A 15,878-nucleotide genomic window follows, 5' to 3' on the forward strand; every position below is an offset into this window, starting at 1 on the left:
GCGTTATAATGTTTGATAATAAAGTGGTCTTAATAACAGGTGGTACAGGTAGTTTTGGTAAAAAGTACACAGAGATATTATTATCTGAATGTAAGCCTAAAAAAATAATAATTTTTAGTAGAGATGAGTTAAAGCAGTTCGAGATGTCTCAAGAATTTAATGATCCTTGTATGCGATATTTCATTGGAGACGTTAGGGATGGTGAAAGATTAAAAGAAGCTATGCATGGCGTTAATTATGTTATTCATGCCGCAGCTCAGAAGCAGGTTCCAGCAGCCGAGTATAACCCAATGGAGTGTATCAAGACTAACGTACATGGCGCAGAGAATGTCATAAAGGCAGCATTATCAAATAATGTCGAAAAAGTCATAGCATTATCTACTGACAAAGCAGCTAATCCAATTAATTTATATGGTGCTACAAAGTTAGCATCTGATAAATTGTTTGTTGCTGCTAATAACATGGTCGGATCAAGAAGGACGAGATTTGCTGTTGTCCGCTATGGTAATGTGCTTGGTAGTAGAGGTTCGGTTATACCTTTCTTTCAGAAGCTGATAGATGAAGGAGCTACAGAGCTACCTATTACACATGAGAAAATGACTCGTTTTTTAATTACATTAGAAGAGGGAGTTAGATTTGTGCTCAAAAATTTTGAAAGAATGCAGGGCGGAGAGATTTTTGTGCCTAAAATTCCATCTATGTACATGACAGAACTAGCAAAAGCAATGGCTCCAGATTTACCTCATAAAATTGTTGGTATAAGACCTGGAGAGAAACTTCATGAGATCATGTGTCCTTCTGATGACTCTCATTTGACATTGGAATTTGATGATCATTATGTACTTTGTCCTACTATTCAATTTGCTCACAAGGCTGACTTCACGAAGAATCAGTTAGGAGAGGTGGGTAGGCCTGTAGAGCTAGGCTTTGAGTATAATTCTGGAAATAATACTGAGTGGTTAACACATGAGTCATTTTTGGAAATGATGGCGAGGATGTAATTATGGATTTTATTCCTTATGGAAGACAAAATATATCTGTAGATGATATTGAGGCTGTAGTAGATACTCTAAAGTCGGATTTTTTAACACAGGGACCAGCGGTTGTTAATTTTGAAAAGTCTGTCGCAAGGTATTGCGGAGCTAAGCATGCTTTCGCTGTAGCAAATGCAACATGTGCTTTGCACTTGGCATATTTGGCATTAGGTGTTGGTAAGGGAGATATTGTTTGGACATCGCCTAATACATTTTTAGCTACGGCTAATGCTGCTGTTATGTGTGGTGCAGATGTTGATTTTGTCGATATTTGTCCTAGAACTTATAATATGTCTGTTGAATGTTTAGAACATAAGTTAATTGAGGCAAAAAAGATTGGTAAATTACCCAAAGTAGTGGCTCCAGTACATTTTGCAGGACAATCATGTGATATGCAACAGATACACTTGTTGTCAAAGGAATATGGTTTTTCGATAGTTGAAGATGCAGCTCATGCTATTGGTGGTAGATACCTTGATGAGCCAATAGGATCTTGTCAATATTCTGATATTGCAATCTTTAGTTTTCATCCTGTTAAGATCGTGACTACTGCAGAAGGTGGTATGCTGATGACAAATTCTAGTGAGCTAGCAGCAAAGATAGGTTTATTGAGAACTCATGGTATGACTAGAGATGAATCTCTGATGACAAAAGAGTCAGAGGGTCCTTGGTATTATCAAATGATAGATTTAGGCTACAACTATCGTATTACAGATATGCAGTGTGCGCTTGGTCTATCACAAATCTCTAGACTTGATGAGTTTGTTGCAAAGAGACATGCGGTGTTAAGGCGGTACGAGGAGTTATTGTCTGATTGTTTTGAAGTTGTTTTGCCACATCAGTTTGATAAAAGTTATTCAGGCTTACATCTATATCCGATAGTTGTTCCAGCTAACAAAAGAAGAGTGGTGTTTGAATATCTTCGTAATAATGATATAGGAGTCAATGTCCATTATATACCTGTATATTTGCAGCCTTACTACCAAAAGATGGGATTCAAGAAAGGATACTGCCCTAATGCAGAAGCATATTATAATGGGGCAATAAGTTTGCCTATGTATCCAGATTTGACAGAGGAGCAGATAAAGTATATTTGTGAACAAATAAAAAAGTCTCTTAATAAAGTAAATAAGGACAGTTTATGAAAAAATTTAAAACTGAACAAGAAGCTTTTTGGGCAGATCCAAAATGGGCTGTAGAATACATAAAGCGTAACAACCAAGATATAATTAAGGATAACATAAAGGTTTTTTCCGATATTCTTTCATCAACGACCAATATTTCTAGTGTCATTGAGTTTGGCTCAAACATAGGACTAAATCTTCATGCGATAAATAGTTTATCACAAAATATGGATATTTCTGCTATTGAAATTAGCCAAGATGCAGTGAATGAACTGAATAAATTAGAATTTGTAAAAACCGTATATCATGAGTCTATCTTAGATATTCAAATAGACAGGCAAAGAGACTTATCTTTAATAAAAGGAGTCTTGATACATATTAATCCAGAGTTTTTAGAATTAATTTATGAAAAATTATATAAATTTTCTTCTAAATATATTGTTATAGCAGAATATTATAATCCAACTCCTGTAACGATTCCATACAGAGGAAATAATGAGCAACTTTTCAAAAGAGACTTCGCTGGAGAGATGCTCGATAAATATCCTGATTTGGAATTAGTGGATTATAAGTTTCACTACCATAGAGATAATAACTTTCCACAAGATGATATAACATGGTTTCTTCTTAGAAAAAAATGAATAGATACTCTAATGTCGTAATAATACCAGCTAGGGGTGGAAGTAAGAGAATTCCTAAGAAAAATATTAAAGATTTCCATGGTAAACCGATTATTTCCTACTCTATCGAAGCTGCTATAAAATCAAATTTGTTTGATAGGGTAATTGTATCCACAGATGATGATGAGATTGCAATTGTTGCGAAGCAGTATGGAGCAGATGTTCCGTTTGTAAGGCCAGTTGAGTTAAGTAATGATTTTGCTGATACTCAGTCAGTAATTGATCATGCCATAAGGTTTTTAGTATCTAATGGTGAAAGATATGATTATGTATGTACTATATATGCTACAGCTCCATTCCTACAAGAGAAATACTTAGTAGATGCTTACGAAAAGCTATCTACAAGTGATGCCATTAATGCATTTTCTTGCACTAGCATGCCATTTCCTATTCAGAGGACATTTAAAATCACAGATGAAAATAGATGCAAAATGTTTTGGCCTGAAAACTTTTCAAAAAGAAGTCAAGACTTAGAAGAAGCATATCAGGATGCTGGTCAATTTTATTGGAGAAAATTAGACTGTAAAACTAAAAAACATATGTTTTCTGATGAAAGTATTCCTATTATCTTACCAAGGTATTTAGTTCAAGATATTGACACTTTAGAGGATTGGAAAAGAGCAGAGTTGATGTATGGAGCTTTAAAAAGTTCAGGAAAAATCTAATGAAAGCTATAATTAGAGCTGATTCTTCATCAAGTATTGGCACTGGTCATATCATGAGAGATCTTGTATTAGCAACTCAGTTTGATGATGTAACTTTTGTAACAAGAGACTTACCCGGTAATATTAACTTCAAGATTATAGAGTCTGGTTATAGTGTTGAGATTATTAGAGATAATAGCTTACTCGAGTTTATCAAAGTGGTTGAAAAACTGAACCCTGATATAGTGATTCTAGATAGCTATAATCTAGGTTATGATTTTGAAAGAGCTTTTAAAGAAAAGTATCCTTATATTAAATTTATGGTTTTAGATGATACTTATGAGAAACACTATTGTGATATTCTTTTAAATCACAATATTAGTGCTGATGAATCTAGATATAAAAATTTAGTTCCTGAGCATTGTGAGTTACAATGCGGATTTAAGTATACTTTGCTTAGACAAGAGTTTTATGATTATAAAAATAAGCCTAAACCTAAAAACACAATACCTAAAGTCTTTGTCGCTATGGGTGGAGCTGACCATAGCAATATAAATATAGAAATATTGAGCGTTATTGGCGAAGTTGGCGGCATAGAAGTAAACTTAGTGACAACAACAGCAAATAAGAATTTAGAGCAATTAAAACAATATTGTTCAGATAAAAATTGGATTGATTTACATATTAATTCTAGTGAAATAGCTAAATTAATGCATGAAAGTGATTTTGCTATAGTGACACCTAGTGTCACGGTTAATGAAGTTATTTTTATGGGTTTACTTTTAATTGCCATTAAGACAGCTGAAAATCAGCAAGATATGTATCTTTATCTTAAGCAAAAGGGATATTGTGTTCAACATGAGATAGATCTTGAAAAATTGAAGAGAGAAATTGAAAGTAAGTTAAGGGTTCTAAGAGAATATGAGTGAGAAAGTTGCATTGATAAATTTTTATGATACATCATTGGACGAGAAAAAAATGATTTTATCATGGAGAAATCATTCAGAGATTAAGAAATGGATGTATAACACACATGATATATCTCTCGCTGATCATCTAAGTTTTATAGAAAAACTAAAAGAAGATGATAGTAAATTGTATTTTTTAGTAAAAAGAGGGGATAATTATCTCGGTGTTATCGACTTTTATAATTTCAAGAATGAGGAGAGGGAGGGTGAGTATGGTTTATATGCTAATCCGCTTACAACTGTTCCTGGTGTAGGTAGGCTATTGAATAGTATTTCTATAGACTATGCTTTTAATGTATTGAAGCTTAAAAAGTTGAAATTAGAAGTATTTGAAACAAATGTAAAGGTGATTAATCTTCATAGAAAATTTAAATTTACAGAAGTATCACGAAAAAAAGTTAATAATCAATTGGTAATATGCATGGAGTTGTTAAGTGAAAATAGGGAACTTTGATTTAAATAGTGAAGGTGTGTTTATAATTGCTGAGCTAAGTGCCAATCATAACGGTAGCTTACAAAATGCTTTAAATACAATTAAAGCTGCTAAAGAGATAGGTGCTAACGCAATTAAATTACAAACATATACAGCTGATACTATAACTTTGAATTGCAAGAAAAAAGATTTCTTAATTACCGGTGAAACTCTTTGGGATGGTAGATATTTGCACGATCTTTATCAAGAGGCTTATACTCCATGGGAATGGCACGAGGAGCTATTTAGATATGCTAGAGAAATTGGTATAGATATTTTTTCATCGCCATTTGATAAGTCAGCTGTTGATTTTCTTGAACAATTCAACCCTAGTGCGTATAAGATAGCATCTTTTGAAATAACAGATTATGGACTTATTAGATATGTTGCCTCAAAAGGTAAACCAATAATTATATCAACAGGAATTGCAACTATTGATGAGATACAAGATGCTGTAAATATCTGTAGAGAAGCTGGTAATAACGATATAGTATTGCTTAAGTGTACTAGCGCGTATCCGGCGCCGCTAGAGGATGCTAATCTAGCGACGATACCAAACTTAGCTAATACATTTGGAGTTGTTGCAGGATTTTCTGATCATACTTTGGGTATCACAGCACCAGTGGTAGCTACTACTTTAGGAGCTAGAGTAATTGAGAAACATTTTATGTTAGATAAGTCCATAGGTGGTCCGGATGCTGATTTTTCTCTAGATAAGGATGAGTTTGCAAATATGATATCTGAAGTAAGAAATGCTGAAAAATTATATGGTAAAGTAGACTATATACTTACAGAAAAGAAAAAGAAAAGTAGGCAGTTCGCTAGAAGCTTATATGTTGCAAAAGATATTAAGAAAGGTGAAAGATTTACAGAGGAGAATATTCGGAGTGTAAGACCTGGATATGGTATGCATCCGAAATATCTAAATGATATTTTAGGGAAAGTTGCTGAGAGAGATTATGCGTTTGGGGATAGGTTTTTGAATATGTTGGCTAGCAATATATAATGAAATACAACTTACAAAAAGAATTATTTAGTGAAATATTAAAAAATATTCCTGAATATGAGCCAATGGAACTCATATCTGAGATTGATTATTATGGGTTTTCAAAATATTTGGCTGATAGGCTAGGTATAAAAAAAACTTATAGTAGAGGAATCAATTGGAAGCATGGATGGATTTTTGCTTCACCTAAGTATATTGAGCAATTTGTTATTGATAAATATACTAGAGTTAATTTTGTTGCTAATATGCAACAGCAAAACTTTTTGGATAGCGAAGGAGTTAAATCTATAGCATTAGGATTACCTTTTGCTTATGTTAATCAGTATGATGTAAAAACTAATAAAATTAAAAGAATACCAAGAAGCTTGTTAATAATGCCTCCTCATTCTTTACCATATACAAATCATTCGTTTGATGAAAAAAGATACATTGATGATATTCTCAAAATTAAAGATAAATTTGATATTGTTGTTGCGTGCGTGCATAGATCTTGTTTTGATAAAGAATTGTGGGTTAAAATTTTTGAGAAATATAATATTCCAATCATAATAGGAGCAGATGTAACAGATAAAAGTGGACTTCTTCGGATGAGTCGGATTTTTAGGTCATTTGAATATGTAACATCAAATACTATAGGATCACATATTTTATATGCGTCATATGCTGGTTGTAAGGTATCAATTTATGGGCAGTATATGGAATATTCTAAAAATGACTATATTGAAGATCCTTTTTATAAAAAATTTCCTGATTTACTAACTTATAATTTACAGTTTTCTAGTTTTAATTCAATAAGACAGAAATACGCTTTTCTTTTTAAGCTTCCATATCTTGCAGAAACTAATATACATTGGGCGCAAAATGAAATTGGGCAAGACTGTATGAGAGACATAAATGAAATAGCAAATATTTTGGGTTGGAGAGGGTATAGAAAATATATTAATCTGCTCAGACATGGTTCTAGAAGTTATCTTGAGAAAAATAAATATTTATATATGATAATTAAAAAATAAAGTTATTTTTTTGTTTTAACAAATGAAATTGTCATATTGATGATTTAAGAGATAAGAATGCTTAAAAAGATATTGAAGATAAAAAGAATGCTAAAATCTTTTCAAAACTATGAAGAAAGATTTAATAAAATTGATTTGGCTTTGGGGCGAATTGAGTCTAGACAATGTAGAACTCTTAATTCAAAAGATATTGGAGATAATGAGTTTAAAGTATTTTCCCAGTGGGGAGAAGATGGAATAATTCAATTTTTAATTGATAATATTGATATTAAAGAAAAACATTTATTGAGTTTGGTGTTGAAAATTATACGGAATCAAATACAAGATTCCTATTACAAAATAATAATTGGAGAGGTTTGGTTATAGATGGGTCAGAAGAAAATATTTCTTATATAAAAAATGACTCTATTTACTGGAAGCATAATATTAAGGCAGAATGTGCATTTATTACAAAAGATAATATAAATCAATTAATAACAAAAAATGGAATTCATGGAGAAATAGGAATTTTATCAGTTGATATTGATGGTAATGATTATTGGATTTGGGAAGCGATAGATTGTATTTCACCTGGTATTGTAATTTGTGAATATAATAGTCATTTTGGTGATACCTATAAAGTAAGTGTTCCTTATGATGCTAAATTTGTAAGAAATACTAAGCATTATTCAAATATATATTATGGAGCTTCAATATCAGCCCTTGATTTTTTAGCAAAGAAGAAAGGATACAGTCTTATAGGCTCTAATTCAGCTGGGAATAATGTTTTTTTTGTTAGAGATGATCTTGTGTCAAAATTTAATGTTTTAACTCCTGAAGAGGCATATAAGCAATCTCAGTTTAGAGAAGCAAGAGATGATGGTGGAAAATTAACTTTTAGTGGTATTGAAGAGAATTTAAAAATAATTTCTAGTCTAGATATAGTGGATGTTGAAACTGGTAAATTTTCGAAAATTAAAGATCTATTATGAAAAAAATATTAATAACTGGAGCTAAAGGATTTTTAGGTTCAAATGTTTCAAAATTTTTTAAAGAACGTGGATATCAGACTTATGGGGTAGGACATGGTAGTTTATCTATAAAAGAATCACAAAGTATAGGTTTAGATTATTGGCAAAGTGGAGATATTTCAATAAAAGCTATACTAGAATTTAAGCAGCTATTTGATATTATTATTCATTGTGGAGGGAGTGGTTCTGTTGGTTTTTCTATAGAGAATCCTTATCAGGATTTTAAAAAAACAGTAGATGGAACTTTAGAGGTTTTGGAGTATATGAGAGTTTATAATCCTAAAGCTCAACTTATATATCCATCAAGTCCAGCAGTACAAGGAGAGCATACAAATACACCAATTAAAGAAGATTATGTAGGGAAGCCAGCATCTCCTTATGGATATCATAAAAAAATAGTAGAAGACTTATGTCAGAGTTATTCGGAAAAATATAGTTTAAAGATTTCTGTAGTACGTCTTTTTTCAGTTTATGGTAATGGGCTCAAAAAACAACTTTTATGGGATGCATATAATAAAATAAGATATTCTAGTAAAGAAGTGGAGTTTTGGGGAACTGGTGAAGAAACAAGAGATTTTATTCATATAGAAGATGTTTTGATTATTTTTTCAAAACTTTTAAATATCAGTGAGCAATTTATTATACTTAATGGTGGAACAGGTTTAAAGTATACTGTTAGACAGGTGGTTGAGATTGTTAAAAATCTAGTAAATCCTAAAATAAGTATTGAGTTTAATAGGAAAGTAAATATAGGTAATCCTATATATTATTGTGCTGATATAACTAAGCTTAAAGAAATATGTAGCAGTCCAGGTATTAAGTTTGAGTATGGTATAGTGGGCTATATAGACTGGGTAAAAAAAATAAATGATTAGAGTAGGGTTTGTGATTGATTTTCCTAATGAATGGACAGGGGGATTGAATTATTTTAAGAACTTATTATATGCGATAAATAAGTATCAAAAGAGAAATATCGAAGTATATGTTTTTCTTTCTAAAAACTTTGATGACCATGAGAAACGAACTTTTCAGCAATATGCTACTGTAATAGAGGATACGATTTTTAACAGAAGAAGCTTTAGATGGTATGTTAATAAAATCTTTAATAAGTTTTTAAATCAAACTACTATCTCGAACAATTATTTAAAAAATATGATATAGATATTCTTTCTCATTCCCAATTAGTTAATTTTAAGTCTATTAAAACTATTAATTGGATACCTGATTTTCAACATATTCATCTAGAAAACATGTTTTCTAGTGATGAAATTAATTTAAGGAATAAAAATTTTAGAAATCTAATAGAAAATAGTGAGAAAATTGTTCTAAGTAGTTATGATGCGTTTTATGATTATAAAAAAATCGCTCCAGATTACATAAAAAAGGCGGAAGTTTTGCAATTTGTTTCTCAGCCTAAAGCTACATATTTTAATATGGGTGAAGAGGATTTTAGACTGATTGAAAGAAAATATAATATAAATAGACCTTATTTTTATTTGCCTAATCAATTATGGAAACATAAAAATCATTTGTTAGTATTTGAAACTGTAAAACTGTTAGTTAAAGATGGCTTTAATATATTGATAATTTGTAGTGGTAGTTTAGAAGATTATAGAGATAAAAATTACTATCATGAAATAAAAAATTATATTAGAAAGAATAATCTTGGAAATTATATAAAATTACTAGGTTTGATAGATTATAAAGATGTTTTTTTACTAATGAAATTTTCAATAGCAGTTATTAATCCTTCTTTATTTGAGGGGTGGAGCTCAACTGTAGAGGAATGTAAAAGTATAGGTAAAAATATGATCTTGTCCGATATTAGTGTTCACAAAGAACAGTATCCAGAGGCAATATTCTTTGATTCTTATAGCGCCATCGAACTTAAACAGGTTTTAGCTAATTATGATTATAAAAATGAAACAAAATTTAATCAAAATATTTTAGATGAAAGGACTAAAAAATTTGCTAATACATATTATGAAATTATACAGAAGATAATATAATTCATATTTTTTGAATTTTCTAAAATAAATTAAGAGAGATAAGTTTAAATAATGTGTTTAAATTGGAAAAACATAAAATTCACAGTAATAACGGTCTGCTACAACTCAGAAAAAACTATACAAAGAACTCTAAAAAGTATCGAAGATCAAACTTATAAAAATATTGAGTATATTATTATTGATGGTGGTTCAACAGATAAGACTTTAGAGATTATTTCAAATTATAAAGATATAATCGATGTATTAATCTCAGAACCTGATAATGGTATCTATGATGCTATGAATAAAGGTATAGTACTAGCAACGGGTAATTATATAGGCTTTTTAAATTCAGATGATTATTATGCTAATAATATTTTTGAAGAGTATAACAAGTTTTTGAAAAGCAATAATAATGATTATATATACTCAAATACTTATTTTTTCAAAAATGATAATAAAGAACTTGTTACAGCAGAAAGTGAAATTGCAGAAAAAGTGTATCAATATATGCCAATGTCTCATATGAGCTTATTTATTAAGAGACATTTTGTGAGAAATATTAAATTTGACACCAGTTTTAAAATTGCTGCGGATTTAGACTTTTTGAATAAGCTCCTTGTACAAACTAATAATGGTGCTTTTATAGATGAAGCTTTCAGCTATTTCTCTCTGGAGGGAATAAGTAGCGTAGCTGATATGAAAACATTAAGAGAAAGTAAAGATGTTGCTATAAAAAATGGTAAAAATATCTTTTGTGCAAATATTTTTTATTTTTATAAGGTTTTTAGAGTTTTTAGTTATAATATGTTTGGAAGTACTAAAGTTTATAAGGTATTTAAAGTGTATTTTAAAAAAAGGTACTAGATGTTGTCTTTGATCTCTATAATTGTCCCAGTATACAACACTGAAAAATATCTGTATCGATGCTTGTTTTCTATTGTTAACCAAACTTACAAAAATTTAGAGATAATCTTGGTTAATGATGGTTCTACTGATAATTCTTTAAAAATATGTAATAGCTTTGCTGCTAGTGATAGTCGTATTGTAGTTGTCGATAAAGCAAACCATGGCTCATCAGCAGCTAGAAATATTGGTTTAGAAATTTTTAGAGGTGAATATGTAGCTTTTGTGGATAGTGATGATTGGGTATCTTTAGATTATATAGAAACTCTTTATACCAATATAAAAAAGTATGATGCAGATATTTCTTTAGTATCTTTTGTACGTTGTGACAATAATTATTATTATGGTGGTACAAACAGTGTAGAGCCTGTCGAAACTATTTATCAAGGGGTAGATATTGTTAAGGGATACTTACAAGGTAATATTTTTTTAATAGCATGCGCAAGTTTAGTATCTTCTAAATTTTTATCAAACCTAAAGTTCCAAGAAAATATAGTCTTTGAAGATGTAGAGATATTCTCTAAAATTTATGATCTAGCAAATAAGGTTGTTAAGAGTTCATTAGTGAAATATTTTTATTTTTCTAGAGGTGATAGTCACTCAGAAACAATGTATAAAGAATTCAATAGTAATCATTTAAAGAGCTTCAAAAAAGTATATCAAGTTAGGCATAAAAGACTTTTAGCGAAATACCCTGAGTTAGAAAAATTAATATTTGAAGCAATTCTAAGGCCTGCTCTAGGTCATTATGCTACTAATAGCCATGATAATAGTAATATAGACAAGTTACTTTATTTATATAAAATTTATTATAGAGCAGCGAGAAAAAAGAATATAAAAATTAGCATTAAGTATGTATTATTTTTTTACTTTCCCAACCTCATCGCGAGAATATATCTTTTTATGAAAAAGCTAAGAAAAACCTTAAACGCAAAAAGAATTACTAAAGAATAGCTATGCCAAAATTATTAATAGACATGCGCTGGCAAGGTAAACATGGAATAGGTAGATATGCTTGTGAAATAATCAAATATTTACCCCAGAACTTTATCGCTACTTCCAAGCATATAAAACCATTTTCTCTAAAAGATTTGTTTTATTTAAGTTTTTTGATTAGAAAAAAAGAAGTTAAGGGATATTATACTTTTGCTGCGAATGTTCCGTTATCAATATTTTTGAAAACAGATAAACCACTACTTATAACAATACATGATCTTATACCGGTTACATCTAAATATGAGAGCAGCTTTATAAAAAAACTCTATTTTGAAAAAATACTAAAGCCGATTATTAAGAGAGAAAATGTCAAAATTATGACAGTTTCAAACTTTTCAAAAAATCAAATACTAGCATGGTCGGGTATCAACAGTAATAAAATTACAGTTGCTTATAATGGAATATCATTGGTTTTTGATTACAACCCGACTATAGTTAAACAAAAATATTTTTTATATATTGGTAATAGACGTCCTCATAAGAATGTTGAGATAATATTTAAAGCATTTAAAAACTTTAAATATTATGATGAGTATAACTTAGTATTCTCAGGAGAGGTCGATCATAAACTACGATGCTATGCTCATAAATATAATATTTGCCTTTCAAAGATACAAACAATAGGGTTAGACACTACCGATCAAGTTTTGGCAAAATATTATCAATTAGCAACAGCAACTATACTACCTTCTTTTGAAGAAGGGTTTGGGCTACCATTAGTAGAGTCTATGGCTTGTGGAACTCCTGTCTTAGCCTCTAAAATAGAAGTCTTACAAGAAATAGCATTAGATGCTGGCCTATATTTTGATCCTTATTGTGCAGATGAGTTGATTAAGCAGATGCAGCAGATTGTAGATAATAAAAAAATGTATGCTGAGAAAGTAAATAAATCACTAAATAGGGTAAAAGATTTTAGTTGGGATAAGACAGCGAGTATTGTCCAAGATGAACTTAAAAAGCTTAATTTATTATAGAAAATTTTAAGGAATGAAATGAAAACCTACATATTTGACTTGGATAATACACTATATCCATATAATAATGGTTTGTTTGATTGCCAAATGGCAAGAATGAGTGATTATATCAAACTAAAACTAAATATTTCAGATACCGACAAAGCTAATGCAATTCGTGATGAACTATATTATGAGTTTGGATCTACTATGCTTGGCATGATGCGTTATCATAATATTGAGCCTAAAGAATTTCTTGACTATATTGATGATATTGAGATTAGTCACTTCAAACCGAATGAAAAACTAAATAAACATATTAATGATTTAAGAAAAAATAATCGTACTTATATTTTTACTAATGCTTCTAACTTTCATACTTATAGAGTTTTAAAACAGTTAGGTTTAGATGATAGTTTTGATGGTATCTTAACCATAGAAGATACGGGCTTAGTTTCCAAGCCAAAGACTAAATATTTTGAGATAGGTAGAGATAAGTTTGATATTGATTTTACCAATGCAATCTTCTTTGAAGATTCATCACACAATTTAGTACCTGCCAAACATTTAGGTATGCAAACTGTATTAGTTCATGCAGATGATCATAAGTCAGAGGCTAATTTTTATGATAATCAAGAAATAGATTATTATGTCGCAGATGTGGAGTCATTTTTTGATGGAGATTATTTAGCTAGGAGATAACAACAAATGATACTGTCATCCTGAATTTGATTCAGGATCTCCTAGATACGGCGTATGTTTAGAGATTTGCTCATACGAGAGAATTACAAAAATGTATAGTCATACCCGCGCAGGCGAGTATCTTTAGGCTAGTACTTATGATTTATGAGATTCCCACCTACAAGAGAATGATGGAGTGAAATAGAGGGAGAGACGAGGTGAATAGTCCTAAAATTAAATTACCAAGAGGTAATTGTAATTTTTTTATCTAAGCCACTGTTCATTTTTGATTTTATCTTTTCAAGATTTTCGGATGTTTGTAAACCTGATTTTGCATCAGAGTGCTGTATTACATGGCTAGAATTAATTAGAGCATATTTGATAGCCTCTTCTATAGGCTTATCTTTATAAATATTTGCACAGAATGTTGAGCTAAATGAGTCACCTGCACCAAGAGTGTTAACAACGTTATTAATTCTCAAAGATTCACTATGGTATATCTTGTCTTTAGAAGCAGCATATACACCATTAGCACCATCTGTAACTACAATTATTCTTACACCTAAATCTAAACAGATTCTAAAGAAATCTTTAAGTCTAAAGGTAGAGTTCAAAAAGTCACTCTTATTACTGTCGAGAGGAGTTTCTAGCCTATCTTTTGATTCTATAATATCTTTGTCATCAGATGATAAAAGTGACAACATCAGTTTTTGAGCTTCTTGGAAATTTAAAACGAGAATATCTATACCAAACATTGAATCTTTGATAAAACTTTCACCAACGCTTAGCTGACTAGAACCTGGGTTTATGGCTACTTTTGTGTTGTTATCCGCTGCTAATTTGACTATCTCTGGTAGTCTAGCAGCAGATGATTTGCTCAGCGATGTGATATAGATAAAGTCGCTCTCTATAATTGCTTTGGATGGTAGGTCATCTTGCAAAATATCTTTGTTAGCACCTCTATAGGCAAAAATTGTTCTATCTCCACTTAGAGTGGGTACAACGTAAGATGTTGCTGTACCATAACTGTTTGAATAACGAATGTTAGAAATGTCAATTCCGTGTTCTTTAAGTTCGTTAGTTATTTGTTCACCTGCAATATCTTTGCCAATCTTTCCAAAGAAACTAACGTCTATATTTTGTTTCTTAAAAGAGACTGCCGCATTAGTTGCTCCACCACCTGAAAAAGATTTTTGCTCAGTAACTTCAATTTTAGCTCCTTCTTCGAGAAGCATAAAAGATTGAGTTGTATCCTTCTTTTGCATATTCATAGTGAACATTTCTTCATATTCTATAATGGTGTCAAGAGTTGCGCCACCGATTGTTAGAGCTTTGATCTTTTTCATTTCACAGATACTTGAAAATTAATAGTAATATTTACCGCATAGCATACCATCAATTACAATAAGGGTAAATAATATTAACTGCGTATCAATTTATATGCTAAAAATAAACCTTTTTTATAGAAAAATGTCTAATAAATTAGTATTATTTTAACAAAATATTATTATGCATAGTTTTTATAAATTTTATAAAAGGAGATTTCCAAGATGCCGTCTAAGCCAGTAAAAAAGGATCACCGTGGGTATATTATGCCAATTGGTGGTGGAGAAGATAAATTTGCAAGCCCAACGGTACTAGAGAAATTTGTTGAGCTTTCAGGTGGAAGTGACGCAAAGATAGCTGTTATTCCTACAGCATCAAAACTGCCAGATACAGGAGATATATATGTTGATATTTTCTCTAAAATGGGAGTCAAAGATGTTTATAACCTAAAGATTGAAACTCGTTTAGATGCGACTACTAATAAAGATTATCAAGATCAGCTTGCTCAAAGCACAGGTATCTTTATGACAGGTGGTAATCAACTTTTACTTTCTACTACTCTTGGTGGTACCCCAATAGCACAGCTTATTCGTAGATTAAATGCAAAAGGTGTAAATGTTGCAGGTACTTCTGCCGGTGCGGCCTTTATATCTGGCTTTATGATTGCAGGTGGTCAGGCAGGTCTTATGCCTAGGTGCAATATGGTTAACCTTGCTCCTGGATTAGGTTTAACTAATAAATTATTAGTAGATCAGCATTTTTCTCAAAGAGATAGATTAGGGAGGCTTCTAGCTGCATTATCATACAATCCTTACATGGTTGGTGTTGGTATTGATGAAGATACATCAGCATTACTGAATTCTGAAAATGTGATTGAGGTTGTTGGTTCTGGTATGGTAACTATTATAGACTTCTCCCACCTTAAGCATTCATCACTACATAATGCTCGCAACAATGCTCCTATTAGTTTAGTTGATATTCGTATGCATATGCTTTTAGAAGGTCAAAAGTTTGATCTTAATACTTGTCTTGTAGAGTTCTAATATTTTATTTATACCTAATTTATTTATCTTCTAA

The 15,878-nt window shown here is 30.8% G+C and carries 19 protein-coding genes; 18 read left to right on the plus strand and 1 reads right to left on the minus strand.

The window, feature by feature from the left end; genetic code table 11:
- Nucleotides 1-8: 8 nt before the first annotated feature.
- The 17 genes from pseB to F0R75_RS02465 all read left to right on the plus strand — a co-directional run bounded on the left by pseB (nt 9) and on the right by F0R75_RS02465 (nt 13,496).
- Nucleotides 9-1,001 carry a UDP-N-acetylglucosamine 4,6-dehydratase (inverting) gene (gene pseB, locus F0R75_RS02390; RefSeq protein WP_149377186.1) on the plus strand — a complete coding sequence of 331 codons (993 nt, stop codon included), beginning with the start codon at nt 9-11 and terminating at the stop codon, nt 999-1,001.
- 2 nt (nt 1,002-1,003) lie between these two features.
- Nucleotides 1,004-2,179: a UDP-4-amino-4,6-dideoxy-N-acetyl-beta-L-altrosamine transaminase gene (pseC, locus tag F0R75_RS02395; protein WP_149368480.1), complete on the plus strand. Its 1,176-nt coding sequence runs from the start codon at nt 1,004-1,006 to the stop codon at nt 2,177-2,179.
- Complete coding sequence (locus F0R75_RS02400; protein WP_149368479.1) at nt 2,176-2,799, plus strand: pseudaminic acid biosynthesis-associated methylase; 624 nt, start codon at nt 2,176-2,178, stop codon at nt 2,797-2,799. The genes pseC and F0R75_RS02400 overlap by 4 nt, the downstream gene beginning before the upstream one ends.
- On the plus strand, nt 2,796-3,503 hold the full coding sequence (gene pseF, locus F0R75_RS02405) for a pseudaminic acid cytidylyltransferase (RefSeq protein ID WP_149368478.1): 708 nt from the start codon (nt 2,796-2,798) through the stop codon (nt 3,501-3,503). The genes F0R75_RS02400 and pseF overlap by 4 nt, the downstream gene beginning before the upstream one ends.
- Nucleotides 3,503-4,411 (plus strand): UDP-2,4-diacetamido-2,4,6-trideoxy-beta-L-altropyranose hydrolase, encoded by a 909-nt coding sequence (gene pseG, locus F0R75_RS02410; RefSeq protein WP_149368477.1) that lies wholly within the window; start codon nt 3,503-3,505, stop codon nt 4,409-4,411. The genes pseF and pseG overlap by 1 nt, the downstream gene beginning before the upstream one ends.
- The gene (pseH, locus tag F0R75_RS02415) at nt 4,404-4,904 is read left to right on the plus strand and encodes a UDP-4-amino-4,6-dideoxy-N-acetyl-beta-L-altrosamine N-acetyltransferase (RefSeq protein WP_149368476.1); all 501 of its coding nucleotides are present in this window, start codon (nt 4,404-4,406) and stop codon (nt 4,902-4,904) included. Before pseG ends, pseH begins: the two co-directional genes overlap by 8 nt.
- Nucleotides 4,885-5,928: a pseudaminic acid synthase gene (gene pseI, locus F0R75_RS02420; RefSeq protein ID WP_149368475.1), complete on the plus strand. Its 1,044-nt coding sequence runs from the start codon at nt 4,885-4,887 to the stop codon at nt 5,926-5,928. The genes pseH and pseI overlap by 20 nt, the downstream gene beginning before the upstream one ends.
- Complete coding sequence (locus F0R75_RS02425; protein ID WP_149377187.1) at nt 5,928-6,941, plus strand: hypothetical protein; 1,014 nt, start codon at nt 5,928-5,930, stop codon at nt 6,939-6,941. The genes pseI and F0R75_RS02425 overlap by 1 nt, the downstream gene beginning before the upstream one ends.
- Nucleotides 6,942-6,998: 57 nt before the next feature.
- Nucleotides 6,999-7,307 (plus strand): hypothetical protein, encoded by a 309-nt coding sequence (locus tag F0R75_RS10190; protein ID WP_223144702.1) that lies wholly within the window; start codon nt 6,999-7,001, stop codon nt 7,305-7,307.
- Nucleotides 7,298-7,912, plus strand: a complete 615-nt coding sequence (locus tag F0R75_RS02430; protein WP_223144703.1) for a hypothetical protein — start codon at nt 7,298-7,300, stop codon at nt 7,910-7,912. The genes F0R75_RS10190 and F0R75_RS02430 overlap by 10 nt, the downstream gene beginning before the upstream one ends.
- A complete protein-coding gene (locus F0R75_RS02435) occupies nt 7,909-8,826 on the plus strand; it encodes an NAD-dependent epimerase/dehydratase family protein (protein ID WP_149368472.1) in 918 nt (305 codons plus the stop codon). The genes F0R75_RS02430 and F0R75_RS02435 overlap by 4 nt, the downstream gene beginning before the upstream one ends.
- Nucleotides 8,819-9,112 carry a hypothetical protein gene (locus F0R75_RS02440; protein WP_149377188.1) on the plus strand — a complete coding sequence of 98 codons (294 nt, stop codon included), beginning with the start codon at nt 8,819-8,821 and terminating at the stop codon, nt 9,110-9,112. The genes F0R75_RS02435 and F0R75_RS02440 overlap by 8 nt, the downstream gene beginning before the upstream one ends.
- A gap of 89 nt (nt 9,113-9,201) precedes the next feature.
- Nucleotides 9,202-9,960: a glycosyltransferase gene (locus F0R75_RS02445; protein ID WP_149377189.1), complete on the plus strand. Its 759-nt coding sequence runs from the start codon at nt 9,202-9,204 to the stop codon at nt 9,958-9,960.
- A 51-nt stretch (nt 9,961-10,011) separates the two neighbouring features.
- Nucleotides 10,012-10,806 (plus strand): glycosyltransferase family 2 protein, encoded by a 795-nt coding sequence (locus tag F0R75_RS02450; RefSeq protein ID WP_149368470.1) that lies wholly within the window; start codon nt 10,012-10,014, stop codon nt 10,804-10,806.
- Nucleotides 10,807-11,799, plus strand: coding sequence for a glycosyltransferase family 2 protein (locus F0R75_RS02455; protein ID WP_149368469.1), 993 nt, complete (start codon nt 10,807-10,809; stop codon nt 11,797-11,799).
- Nucleotides 11,800-11,801: 2 nt separating this feature from the next.
- Nucleotides 11,802-12,815, plus strand: a complete 1,014-nt coding sequence (locus F0R75_RS02460) for a glycosyltransferase family 4 protein (protein WP_149368468.1) — start codon at nt 11,802-11,804, stop codon at nt 12,813-12,815.
- 18 nt (nt 12,816-12,833) lie between these two features.
- A complete protein-coding gene (locus tag F0R75_RS02465) occupies nt 12,834-13,496 on the plus strand; it encodes a pyrimidine 5'-nucleotidase (RefSeq protein ID WP_149368467.1) in 663 nt (220 codons plus the stop codon).
- A gap of 218 nt (nt 13,497-13,714) precedes the next feature.
- Here F0R75_RS02465 and F0R75_RS02470 read toward each other — a convergent pair whose 3' ends face one another.
- On the minus strand, nt 13,715-14,821 hold the full coding sequence (locus F0R75_RS02470) for a carbohydrate kinase family protein (protein WP_149368466.1): 1,107 nt from the start codon (nt 14,819-14,821) through the stop codon (nt 13,715-13,717).
- A gap of 204 nt (nt 14,822-15,025) precedes the next feature.
- Between F0R75_RS02470 and F0R75_RS02475 the strand changes: the two genes are divergently transcribed.
- Nucleotides 15,026-15,844, plus strand: coding sequence for a cyanophycinase (locus F0R75_RS02475; RefSeq protein ID WP_146421981.1), 819 nt, complete (start codon nt 15,026-15,028; stop codon nt 15,842-15,844).
- Nucleotides 15,845-15,878 lie beyond the last annotated feature (34 nt).

The sequence above is a fragment of the Francisella marina genome, assembly GCF_008369785.1.
Lineage (GTDB): Bacteria > Pseudomonadota > Gammaproteobacteria > Francisellales > Francisellaceae > Francisella > Francisella salimarina.

Coding starts and splice junctions, on each gene's coding strand:
- pseB (WP_149377186.1), top strand. CDS start 9: ATGTTTGATAATAAAGTGGTCTTAATAACAGGTGGTACAGGTAGTTTT.
- pseC (WP_149368480.1), top strand. CDS start 1,004: ATGGATTTTATTCCTTATGGAAGACAAAATATATCTGTAGATGATATT.
- F0R75_RS02400 (WP_149368479.1), top strand. CDS start 2,176: ATGAAAAAATTTAAAACTGAACAAGAAGCTTTTTGGGCAGATCCAAAA.
- pseF (WP_149368478.1), top strand. CDS start 2,796: ATGAATAGATACTCTAATGTCGTAATAATACCAGCTAGGGGTGGAAGT.
- pseG (WP_149368477.1), top strand. CDS start 3,503: ATGAAAGCTATAATTAGAGCTGATTCTTCATCAAGTATTGGCACTGGT.
- pseH (WP_149368476.1), top strand. CDS start 4,404: ATGAGTGAGAAAGTTGCATTGATAAATTTTTATGATACATCATTGGAC.
- F0R75_RS02425 (WP_149377187.1), top strand. CDS start 5,928: ATGAAATACAACTTACAAAAAGAATTATTTAGTGAAATATTAAAAAAT.
- F0R75_RS10190 (WP_223144702.1), top strand. CDS start 6,999: ATGCTTAAAAAGATATTGAAGATAAAAAGAATGCTAAAATCTTTTCAA.
- F0R75_RS02435 (WP_149368472.1), top strand. CDS start 7,909: ATGAAAAAAATATTAATAACTGGAGCTAAAGGATTTTTAGGTTCAAAT.
- F0R75_RS02440 (WP_149377188.1), top strand. CDS start 8,819: ATGATTAGAGTAGGGTTTGTGATTGATTTTCCTAATGAATGGACAGGG.
- F0R75_RS02445 (WP_149377189.1), top strand. CDS start 9,202: ATGTTTTCTAGTGATGAAATTAATTTAAGGAATAAAAATTTTAGAAAT.
- F0R75_RS02450 (WP_149368470.1), top strand. CDS start 10,012: ATGTGTTTAAATTGGAAAAACATAAAATTCACAGTAATAACGGTCTGC.
- F0R75_RS02455 (WP_149368469.1), top strand. CDS start 10,807: ATGTTGTCTTTGATCTCTATAATTGTCCCAGTATACAACACTGAAAAA.
- F0R75_RS02460 (WP_149368468.1), top strand. CDS start 11,802: ATGCCAAAATTATTAATAGACATGCGCTGGCAAGGTAAACATGGAATA.
- F0R75_RS02465 (WP_149368467.1), top strand. CDS start 12,834: ATGAAAACCTACATATTTGACTTGGATAATACACTATATCCATATAAT.
- F0R75_RS02470 (WP_149368466.1), bottom strand. CDS start 14,821: ATGAAAAAGATCAAAGCTCTAACAATCGGTGGCGCAACTCTTGACACC.
- F0R75_RS02475 (WP_146421981.1), top strand. CDS start 15,026: ATGCCGTCTAAGCCAGTAAAAAAGGATCACCGTGGGTATATTATGCCA.